The organism is Actinoplanes utahensis (assembly GCF_016862455.1).
GTDB classification, from domain to species: Bacteria; Actinomycetota; Actinomycetes; order Mycobacteriales; family Micromonosporaceae; genus Actinoplanes; species Actinoplanes utahensis.
Map to the genome: position 1 here is coordinate 21,610 of NZ_BOMZ01000080.1, position 9,759 is coordinate 31,368.

Below are 9,759 nucleotides of genomic sequence, written 5' to 3' on the forward strand. Positions count from 1 at the left end.
GGCGGGCGAAGAAACGCCGAGACGCACACAACGGCCAACTACCAGGCCACCGGGGTCCAGGGCGACACGTCAACCCTACCCCTGCTCAGGGCATCCGGCTGGGCCGTCAGCGGGCTCGGCGAAATGCGCGTACGGTCAGAGTGTCGCCCGGGACCCCGGTGGCCGCTCCGCCCGCCGTCGCCGCCGACATCTCCCACCATTCGTGGATCTCGCTGTGGTTGACGCGTCCGCGACCGGTCCCGGAGTCCGTACAGGAGCACGGCTGCCGCCCTGAGTAGGTGGCACCGCACTCCGAACGATCCGTGAGCGCGCTCGACGTGCCATGGAACATGTGCCATGAACCATTTGAAGGAATGTGAGCGCGATGGTCGACATCGCCAACGATCACGAAACCTCCCCCGTCACCACCACTGAACGGCGAGAACAGGACTCCAGACATCACGCCGCCGCCGTCCCGGACACCGGCCGGACGGCCACCGCGACGCGGTACCTGCTGGCGGGCATCCGGATCGCGCTGGGCTGGGTGTTCCTGTGGGCGTTCCTCGACAAACTGTTCGGCCTCGGCCGCAGCACTCCCGCGGCGAACGCGTGGCTGGACGGCGGCAGTCCCACCGCCGGGTTCCTCGGCAAGGCCGCCACCGGCCCGTTCTCGGGCATGTACAACGCGATCGCCGGGAACGCCTTCGTCGACGTGCTGTTCATGACAGCCCTGCTCGGCATCGGCCTCGCCCTGCTGTTCGGCATCGGCATGCGCATCGCCGCAGCCTCCGGCGCGCTGCTGACCGTCCTGATGTGGACCGCCGTCCTACCGCCGGCAACCAACCCGTTCATGGACGACCACCTCGTCTACGCCGCCGTCCTGGTGCTGCTCGCTCTGCTGGGCGCCGGAAACACATGGGGTCTCGGCCGTCGTTGGGCGGCGACCCCGCTCGTGCGGCGCAACACCTGGCTCACGTAGAACCGCACGGCGTGCACGATCCGCCTGCCCGGATCGCGCACGCCGCCACGGGTGGCTCGACCACGATGCTTCGCGCGGCCGCGGCAGATCCTCGAGAAGGTCCTGCCGCCGTAAGAAGACCGTCATGAAAGCCCTCGTCGTTTACGCCACTCCGGGCGCAACAAGCCCTGGTGAACGTGGCCCACCGGCCCCCATCTCGCCCAACCCACCGATCAGGAGACGGACATGACGAGCAACAGTCCCGACAGCAGCCACCGCATCATCGTCGGCGTCGACGGTTCGCCGGGTTCGAAGAAGGCACTGGCGTGGGCCGTGAACCAGGCCCGGCTGACCGGCGCCACCGTCGAGGCCGTCACCACCTGGCAGGACCCCGCCAAACACGGGACGGCCTACGGATGGACGTCTGCCGCGTTCGAGGGTGACACCTACGCCACCACGATGGTCAAGGTCCTCGACGACACCGTCGCCGAGGTCACCGCCCAGCTGTCGCATCCCGGCACGGTACTGGCCCAGATCGTGGAGGGCCATCCCGCCGAGGCTCTGGTGCGCGCGGCGGCAGGAGCAGAGTTGCTGGTGGTCGGCAGCCGCGGACACGGCACCTTCTCGAGCATCATGCTCGGCTCGGTCAGCCAGCACTGCGTGCAACACGCGACCTGCCCGGTCGTCGTAGTCCGGTAGCGAGTTTCCGGCCGATCCATGGAACCGAAACCGGCGCCCGTGGGTGCCGCGATGACGGTTCTCAGCCCGCACGCGCCAGCGGTTCCCGAAGGCGCACGCCGCCTCATGCGACACCCCGTCAGTCCATCGCGCCCGTCCGCTTCTGAACGGGTCCGCACGTCAGGAGTTCGTCATGATCGACCTGGAACCCATTCAAGATCATCGCATCGTCGTGGGTGTCGACAGTTCCGCCGGCTCGGCCGAAGCACTGCGCTGGGCCCTCGCCCACGCCCGGCTGACCGGTGCGACCATCGAGGCCGTCACCGCGTGGCAGGTGCCGCCCATGCACGTCTACGCCCAGGGATGGACGCCGACAGGCATCGACGACGCCGACATCATCAGATACGCCGAGAAGACTCTGGCCGAGACGGTGGCACAGGTGCAGGACGAGGAGGACCACCCCATTGCCGTCACCACCCGCGTGATGCATGGCCCCGCAGCGCAGGTCCTGCTCGAGGCCGGCAAGGGCGCGGACCTGGTGGTTCTCGGCAGCCGCGGTCACGGTGCCTTCGCCGGGATGATGCTCGGTTCGGTCAGCCAGCACTGCGTCCAGCACGCCACCTGCCCCACCGTCGTCATCCCGAAGTAGGCCACGCCCGACGGCTGACTGTCACAGAATCGAGAGATACCGGTGACTGCGATCCGCGTTCGGTTCACCCGCTGGCTGTACCGGCACGGCCGCCCCAACCGGCTGGCCCGCATCCTGAACCGCATATCCGCTCTGCAGTTCCGTACCGGGAAGCTGGCGCCCCGCAACTGGGTGACCTTGGAGGTTCTCGGACGCCGCAGCGGCATGCCCGTGACCTTCCCGCTCGTCGTCGCCGACCATGAGGGCGAGCGTTATCTCGTGTCGATGCTGGGGGTTCACGCGAACTGGGTGGCCAACGTGCGAGCCGCCGGCGGTCGCGCCGTCATCCATCACGGGACATCCGAGAACGTCCTGCTCACCGACGTCGCAGCCGGTGAGCGCGGGCCCATTCTGCGCCGCTATCTCGCTGTCGCTCCCGGAGCCCGGCCGCACATGGCCGTCGACCAGCGCGCGCCGCTGCCCGACTTCGACCGGGTGGCCGCTCGATACCCGGTCTTCCACGTCACCCACGATCCCTCGCAACAGAAGGATCAACCCGCGGCGGTACGCACGGGAAGCCGGCTGCTCGGCGCCGGGCTGATCCTTCTCGGTACGGCGGTGGCGACCGTAGCCGTGCTCGGGCCGCTGGTGTCGGGCGTACTGCGCTACCGCACCTCCTCGACGAGCCTGAACCAGATCATCGGCGGTGACGCGGCCGCGCTCGCCGTCGTCGCCCCGGTCACCGTCGCGGTCGGGATCCTGGCGCTGCGCGGGCATCCGGCCGCGCCCCTGCTCGCCCTGGCCCCGTCGATATTCGTGGTCTACACCTACACACAGCTGATCCTCGGCAACGAGTTCCTCCGGTGGCCCGGCAACGTCGAACGGTTCTTCCCGCTGATGCTGGCGGTGTTCCTGCTCGCCGCCGCGCTCGCCATCCGGGCCTGGCACAGCACCCCACCGGCCGAGCTCCCGGCGACCTCCGCAGGCGCGGACCGTACAGCCGGGATCGTGCTTCTGGCCATCGCCGCGTTCGTCGTCGTAGGCCTGCACCTGCCGAACTTCGCCGACGCGATGCGCGACCAGCCGACCAGTGTGCAGTACCTGTCCAGCCCGACCGCGTTCTGGCTGGTCAAATTCATGGACCTGGGCATCGTCGTCCCCGCAGCACTCGCCGTCGGCATCGGCGCCCTGCGCCGTCGGCAGTGGGCCCGCAAACCGATGTACACGCTGGTCGGCGCCTACACCCTGATCGGCGCCTCGGTGACCGGCATGGCGATCACCATGACCGGCCGCAACGACCCGGACGCCTCCGCCACCACCGTCATCGGCTCGGCGCTGATGACGGCACTGCTCGCCACGATCACCTGTTACCTCTACCGGCCGCTGTTCCGGCGGCACCCGGCACGCTCCCACACACTCGCTCGGGACACCGTCCCGCCCACCCACCTGGAGACGAGCACCGCATGACGCCCCTGACGGACACCGCGACCACTCACGACCGTGACCGTCGCGCCGGACCCGTAGCGCTCGACCACCTCACCGTCGTGCCCATACGCCATGGACGGAAGACAGTCGGCGCGTACGTGATGACGCCGGAAGGAATCCGTTTCCAGCCGGCCGTCGATGTCACCCGCATCGTCGTGACCGCCCTGACCGCGGTGGCACTCACCGCGGTCACCATCGCCGTCGCCGTCGCGGTACGACGGCCTTCCGCGATCCGATCGGTCACGATGGGCCCCGGCGGCTGGGTCAGCCTCAAAGGGATGCCCGTGCCGCCGATGCGCGGCGCTGCCGTGCCGGCTCGTCCCTGGTGGGCGCGTGCGCTGCGGGCGCGCCGGCTCGTCGCCGAGCGTTGATCATGATGCCGTCGAGTCCCGTCCAGGTCCGCGATGAGGCATCGCTGCCCGCCGACGTGACGCTGTACTGGCTGCCGCTCGGCGCCGGCGGCCACTGCATCCGCCTCAACGGGCGCATCTTCGAAGCCCTGCAAGCACGTCACCAGCATCGACCCGGGCGCGACCTCTACCACTCCGCACTGCAGGTACGGCTGGGCGCGCAACGCTTCGTCATCGAGATGACCCCGGTGCTGGGCGGCCTCCACACGGATCGCGGAGTCGTGCGCGAAGGCCCGGTCGGTGCCCGGCTCCTCGGACGTTCACCACTGTTCCGGTACGAGATCAGGCGGTGGCGCGACGGCACCATCCCCGACCTGGCCGAGGCCGTCGCCGGCCCGCACCTCGTCAGCGCCGACGCCACCCGGGCGCGGGAAGTGTTACGCCTGGCACCGCTCGTCCCCACGCTCGTCTGGGGCCGCGACGAGGCCCGTACCGGCGAGATGTGGAACTCCAACTCCCTGACCGCTTGGCTCCTCGCCGCCAGCGGCCACCGGATGGAGAACATTCGCCCACCCGCCCACGGCCGCGCACCCGGGTGGCAGGCCGGCCTGGTCGTAGCCGCCCGGCGCAACGCTTTCCGCCACCATCGTGCGACCTCTTCCGGGTGACCGGCATACCCGGCAAAAGCCGCTACTGTAGGTGGTGAAACGGTGGTCCGTCCGCCGTCATCTGCTGCCCCAGACCCCGGTAGCGCATCCGGATTCGCCCGGTGCGTCATGTCGTGGGGAGCAGTCGTGTCCTTCTTCCCGCCGTGACCGCTCCGACGCCGCGTACCGGCGTCCGTGAGCAGGCGCACCGGCGCAGGGCTGTTCACCTCCCGTCTCTTCGACGTCCGCTGCACGAGGCTGCGAGTCCATGTCCGGACACCGCCGCCGCACGATGCCCGGAAAGGCTCTCCCATGCCAGCACGCCCGCCAGGCACAACAGTGCCGCCCGAGGCGGTACTGACGACGGTCGGCACCACCGGCCCGGCCACCGCAGTGGCCGAGATAGCGGTGCACGGCTCGTGGTCACACCGGCTGGGCCTGGACGTGACAGCCGCCCTACGCGACTGTTTCGCCGACCGACCCAGCAGCATCATCATCATCGACCTGCACGGCATGGAAGACGACGACGCCGCCAGCCTGCCGTTGTGGCTGGCCGCACGACGCGCCGCGAACGCCCTTCGGCCGCCGGTCCGACTCGCCTTGTGCCTGCCAACGGCGACAATCCTGCAGATCCGGCTGCGGCGCATCGGCGCTCACCGCCTGCCGCTGTACACCACCATGACCGAAGCACGTGCCGCGGCGGCAAGTCCGTCCGTCGGCTGACGGGCGCCGGGAGCAGGCCGAGCAAGATCGAGCTCGAGGCGGCCGGGGTCGGAACACGGGGACGGCCTACAATGGCGCTGCTCGCGCCTTCGGCTCGTGGCCCCCCGCCACGACGGCATACGACTGCTCCCACAGCACGACGATCGCAACGCTTCATGCCCGGTACAGGGGGTATGACAGCAGCGAAGTCCTCGCGAGGCTCGCCGTAGACTGGACAGGACAACCGCCTACGCCATCTCAAGTGGACCGAGGCGGCAACCGTCGGTCGCAGTTTCTCGGCGACGTCCCGGACGCTTTCGATGGCATCCACGTCAAAGCCGTATCGGCCCGGGCTCACTTCATTGACCACGCCGGACGCCCGGCCACGAAAGTCTCCGACAGGCGACGTAGCGTTCCGGCCCGACCACCAGAAGAGGAACAGTCATGACCGCCACACATGTCAGAAGATCCGAGATCGTCTCCATACTTCGGTCCCGAGGCAAATCCGCACGCGCCGACTGGTTCGAACGCGCGCTGCCCGACATCGTCGACACCGGCAAGAACAGCAGCCTGCTGGCAAACCTCGACATCGACCCGGACGCCTTGACCTCGACCGACCGCATTCCCCAGAACGCATAGCCCAGGAGGATGCACTCGGAGCCGCCGCAGGAGCTCCTGGTCATCCGCCCGTCAGCCATGGCGAACAGGTGGCGGCTTCGCGCGGTGACCCGTGCCGCGCCAGCCCGTCCGCTACGTCTGCGGGAGCACTCGTCCGGGTCGGCGGTGAAAAGCTCGGGCCGGCTCCGATCCACCCAGTGGTAGGTCACAGTGCCGATGCCGTAGTGCCCGGTGGGTGCCGGAAAGTGGAACACCGGTAAGGCTCCCGGCAACGCCAATGCCAGCGCGTACGCGAGGACTGCCTGCCATCCGATCAGATTGGCCACCGACAGCATCGCTTCGAACGGTCGCATCCACCTCGCCCTTCTGCCGCCCGGCCGCTCACCACCCGGGTTCGGCCTCTCGTTCGGCTACGCCCGCGTGCCAGGTCAGGGCGCCCAGCTGCCGGGATCGGTGAGCATGTCCTGGGCGGCGTCGGTCAGCTTGCGGTTGCTGCGGCGGGCGTGCCCGCGCAGCGCGGTGAATGCCGCGTCGACGGAGACGCCGTGTGCCTGCGCAATGGCCCCTTTGGCCTGCTCGATGACGATCCGGCTGTTGAGGGCGCCCTGCAACTGCTCGGTGAGTACCTCGCCGCGCCGGATGGCTCGCTCCTGCAGCAGGCCGATCGTGGCCACGTCGGTGAGCGCTTGCACGACATGCACGTCCGCGTCGTCGAAGTTGCCACCCACCGTGTTGCCGAAGACGTTCAGCGCGCCGATGACCTCGCGGCGCACCCGCATCGGAAACGCGTGCACGGAGCGGAAGCCGGCGGCGAGGGCGTGGCGGGTGAAGTCCGGCCAGCGGTCTCCCGCCGACTGCAGGTCCGCGTTGAGCACCGGCTCACCGGTGTGGAACGCGTCGAAGCAGGGACCTTCGCTGGCCTGCACCTGGAAGATCTCCAGGATCCGGGCCCGCTCGTCGGAGGCAGCCATGAACTGCAGCCGGCCACGCTGGTCGGCCAGCAGCAGCCCGACCGCGGACGCCCCGACCAGGTCTGCGGTGCGCACCGTGAGCATGTGCAGGAAGTCCAGCAGGTCGAAGTCATCCACCAACGTGTCAGCGACCTCGACGAAAATCTTCGAAAGCCGTTCGGCGGATACCGTACTCATTGGTGCCTCCCAGGCATCCGACATCTCGTCACCGTGTTCACTGGTCGCGGTCGAACCGCAGGTCACCCGCGAGGATCTCGCGAGCCACATCGATCAACCGACAGTCCTCGGCGTACGCGTGGGCGCGGATCCGGGCCATCGCCTCGGCGAGCGTCCCGCCGATCTGGATCATCACCATGCCTTGGGCCTGGAACAACTCGAACGGTCCGGCCATCACGTCGTCGGTCCGTTCGGTGCCGCGCTGTTCCTGGCCGTCGAGCAGGATCGTGACCGCCTCGCCGGCGAGGTCGAACGCGCGGCGCAACTCGGTGCCGGACAGCGGACCCTGCTCGGCCCGGAACAAGTCCAGCACGCCGAGCTGCGCGGCCCCGATCTGCAGCGGGAAGGCGAAGATGGCGCGGATTCCGGCGTCGCGCATCGCGTCGGCATAGAGCGGCCAGCGGGTAGGTGCCACCTGTCCGAGGTCGGCGATCAGCGCCGGCCGCCGGTCGGCAGCAGCGTCGATGCACGGGCCTTCACCGAGCACCAGTTGCAGCTCTTCCAGGCGCTCGCTGGCCGGATCCGCTGCGGCGAGCAAGCTGAACTGATTGTCCTGGGCGAACACGGACAAGCCCGCGCCTGCCGCGGACAGGGAACTGGCCGCGCGCTCGCAGAGCCGGCACAGCCGGGCGACGACGGGATCAGCGGGCTCCGGAACCATCGACAAGCAGATCACCGCCGCCCAGCGGGCCGGGGAGCAGGGATGTACGCGAGGTCGCCCACGGCGCCGAGCATGGCCGCACCCTTCACGAGAAGGAGGCTGCCGGGGTCCGGGGCAGGGAACGTCAACGTGCCGCTGACTGAGCGAACCGTACCGCAGAATCGAGGACGTCACATCGCCACTACCGAGCGACCCCGGCCGGGCGTCGCCTCTCCGGGCGGCATGGGGCTTCTAATTCTGATCCGAGCGGTTACAGCCGGTCGCGGTGTTTGAAGACGGCATAGAGCAGGGTGGACATTACGGCGATGAGGGTGGTGGAGACCAGGACGCCCCAGTGGGTTCCGTTGCCCGGGTAAGGCAGGTTCTGGCCGTAGAAACCGGTGATCGCGGTGGGCACGGCGATGATCGCCGCCCAGCTGGTGACCTTCTTCATGATCAGATTCATCCGGTTGGCCTGGATGGTCGAGTTGGTCTCGGCGGTCGTGGCGACCAGATCGCGTAGTGACTCGGTCCACTCGGTGGTTCGAGAGCGGACAGGTCCAGCTACAGGCATCGGGCGGGACGGTCGCCGAGGATCTCGGACAGCCACTGGTGCAGCGTGGCCGCCGTCCCCATGTCGAGTTCGCCGGTGACCGCGATACGTACGCCATCGTGGCATCGTCCTACTTCGGTGACTGTCAGTCGCTGTACGTGGTCGCCGCCAGCTGATCGGCACTGTTCAGCGGGTCGGGGTGTGTGTCGGTACAGGTCGACGGCACCGTCGTGGCGTACCCCCGCCGGCGTGCAGGGGTAGCGCGAACACGGCCCGCACCCCGGCCTTCAACGCGGCCGGGGTGAACCACGGCCAGCGCTGCCGCCACGACTCGACCGCCAGATCGGCGACCAGCACCGGCCGCCGCGTCGCGGTCGCGTCCCGGCACGGGCCTTCGTCCAGGGTGAGATGCGCGGACTCCAGCCGCGAGCTGGCCGTGTCGCTGCAGAACCGGACGCTGGGAACCGCCCCGGGAGGACCGGCCGACAGGCCCATACCGGCGACGCCGGACATCAGTGCCCCGCTCGCCCGACACAGCCCGGTGATGTCCGGCCCGTAGGGCCGGCATCCCGCCGAGACAGGGGATCCTCCGCCTCCCGGCGAACTCCTTTCCCGCGCTCCCCGGACCAACGGCCTACCGCCGCTTACGAAGGTGACAACCTCCGCCGGTGACTCGAACGAGGGACAAGAGCCACGACGGACCGGCTGACCGCACCGACGCGGGTGCGGCCTGTCGAGCGGCCGCAAGGTCCGCACGTGACACCATCGCGGGAAAGTCATGAACGGCGGCAGTCGACCCGTCGGGAACCATCCGTGGGCGCACGGCGCATGAGTGGCGCCCATCGCGGGCACAGGACCGGCCGCCACCGGAACCACAATCGCACCTACCAGCGCACGACGAAGGACTCATGATGACCGCCACCGCGCACGAGGTCGCCGAAAAACTCAACCGCGCCTTCGACGAACCGTCCATGACGATGGCGATCCTGCTGGGTGACGTCATTCCCGCGCTTGCGGAGTTCGATCAAGAGGCCACCACCGCTGCGGACCCGGACAGCTATCGCGACCGGATCGTCCTGTTCGACGGCAGCATCATCCTCTACGACAGTCGCACCGAACGCTGGGCCGTCAGCAGCGCCGAAGAGGTTGCCGCATCCGACGAGCGGCGCGTGACCTCACACTGAGCCCCACCCGGGCGGGCACCTGCCCGGACGCCGGAGCCGGCACGCACCCTGGGGCGCGGTGCCGCGACGGGTTCGATGCTCACCCGGAACAGGCACGCAGGAGCCCAAAAAATCTATGCCGAACTGACTAGATTTTCTCAACGGCGTCGG

The 9,759-nt window shown here is 69.0% G+C and carries 13 protein-coding genes; 9 read left to right on the forward strand and 4 right to left on the reverse strand.

Annotated features, from left to right (window positions below):
- The first annotated feature begins 364 nt into the window (after positions 1–364).
- The 8 genes from Aut01nite_RS27640 to Aut01nite_RS27675 all read left to right on the forward strand — a co-directional run bounded on the left by Aut01nite_RS27640 (position 365) and on the right by Aut01nite_RS27675 (position 6,066).
- Complete coding sequence (locus Aut01nite_RS27640) at positions 365–958, forward strand: DoxX family membrane protein (protein ID WP_052163391.1); 594 nt, start codon at positions 365–367, stop codon at positions 956–958.
- A gap of 225 nt (positions 959–1,183) precedes the next feature.
- A complete protein-coding gene (locus Aut01nite_RS27645; RefSeq protein WP_043523589.1) occupies positions 1,184–1,636 on the forward strand; it encodes a universal stress protein in 453 nt (150 codons plus the stop codon).
- A gap of 172 nt (positions 1,637–1,808) precedes the next feature.
- Positions 1,809–2,264, forward strand: coding sequence for a universal stress protein (locus Aut01nite_RS27650; protein ID WP_043523588.1), 456 nt, complete (start codon positions 1,809–1,811; stop codon positions 2,262–2,264).
- Between the two features lie 42 nt (positions 2,265–2,306).
- Positions 2,307–3,710 (forward strand): nitroreductase/quinone reductase family protein, encoded by a 1,404-nt coding sequence (locus Aut01nite_RS27655; protein WP_063958733.1) that lies wholly within the window; start codon positions 2,307–2,309, stop codon positions 3,708–3,710.
- Positions 3,707–4,099 carry a hypothetical protein gene (locus Aut01nite_RS27660; RefSeq protein ID WP_152628562.1) on the forward strand — a complete coding sequence of 131 codons (393 nt, stop codon included), beginning with the start codon at positions 3,707–3,709 and terminating at the stop codon, positions 4,097–4,099. Before Aut01nite_RS27655 ends, Aut01nite_RS27660 begins: the two co-directional genes overlap by 4 nt.
- 5 nt (positions 4,100–4,104) lie before the next feature.
- Positions 4,105–4,746 (forward strand): hypothetical protein, encoded by a 642-nt coding sequence (locus tag Aut01nite_RS27665; RefSeq protein ID WP_052163435.1) that lies wholly within the window; start codon positions 4,105–4,107, stop codon positions 4,744–4,746.
- A gap of 291 nt (positions 4,747–5,037) precedes the next feature.
- The gene (locus Aut01nite_RS27670; protein ID WP_152628561.1) at positions 5,038–5,448 is read left to right on the forward strand and encodes a hypothetical protein; all 411 of its coding nucleotides are present in this window, start codon (positions 5,038–5,040) and stop codon (positions 5,446–5,448) included.
- Between the two features lie 423 nt (positions 5,449–5,871).
- Positions 5,872–6,066, forward strand: a complete 195-nt coding sequence (locus Aut01nite_RS27675; RefSeq protein WP_204037706.1) for a hypothetical protein — start codon at positions 5,872–5,874, stop codon at positions 6,064–6,066.
- Between the two features lie 407 nt (positions 6,067–6,473).
- Here Aut01nite_RS27675 and Aut01nite_RS27680 read toward each other — a convergent pair whose 3' ends face one another.
- From Aut01nite_RS27680 to Aut01nite_RS27695, 4 genes are all read right to left on the reverse strand, one after another.
- Complete coding sequence (locus Aut01nite_RS27680; RefSeq protein ID WP_043523703.1) at positions 6,474–7,193, reverse strand: GAF and ANTAR domain-containing protein; 720 nt, start codon at positions 7,191–7,193, stop codon at positions 6,474–6,476.
- A gap of 37 nt (positions 7,194–7,230) precedes the next feature.
- Positions 7,231–7,893, reverse strand: coding sequence for a GAF and ANTAR domain-containing protein (locus Aut01nite_RS27685; RefSeq protein ID WP_052163388.1), 663 nt, complete (start codon positions 7,891–7,893; stop codon positions 7,231–7,233).
- 250 nt (positions 7,894–8,143) lie between these two features.
- Complete coding sequence (locus Aut01nite_RS27690) at positions 8,144–8,446, reverse strand: CorA family divalent cation transporter (protein ID WP_236642596.1); 303 nt, start codon at positions 8,444–8,446, stop codon at positions 8,144–8,146.
- A 165-nt stretch (positions 8,447–8,611) separates the two neighbouring features.
- Positions 8,612–8,938, reverse strand: coding sequence for a GAF domain-containing protein (locus Aut01nite_RS27695; RefSeq protein WP_152628559.1), 327 nt, complete (start codon positions 8,936–8,938; stop codon positions 8,612–8,614).
- 398 nt (positions 8,939–9,336) lie between these two features.
- On the opposite strand from Aut01nite_RS27695, the gene Aut01nite_RS27700 reads away from it, so the two are divergent.
- On the forward strand, positions 9,337–9,609 hold the full coding sequence (locus Aut01nite_RS27700) for a hypothetical protein (RefSeq protein ID WP_152628558.1): 273 nt from the start codon (positions 9,337–9,339) through the stop codon (positions 9,607–9,609).
- Positions 9,610–9,759: the final 150 nt, after the last annotated feature.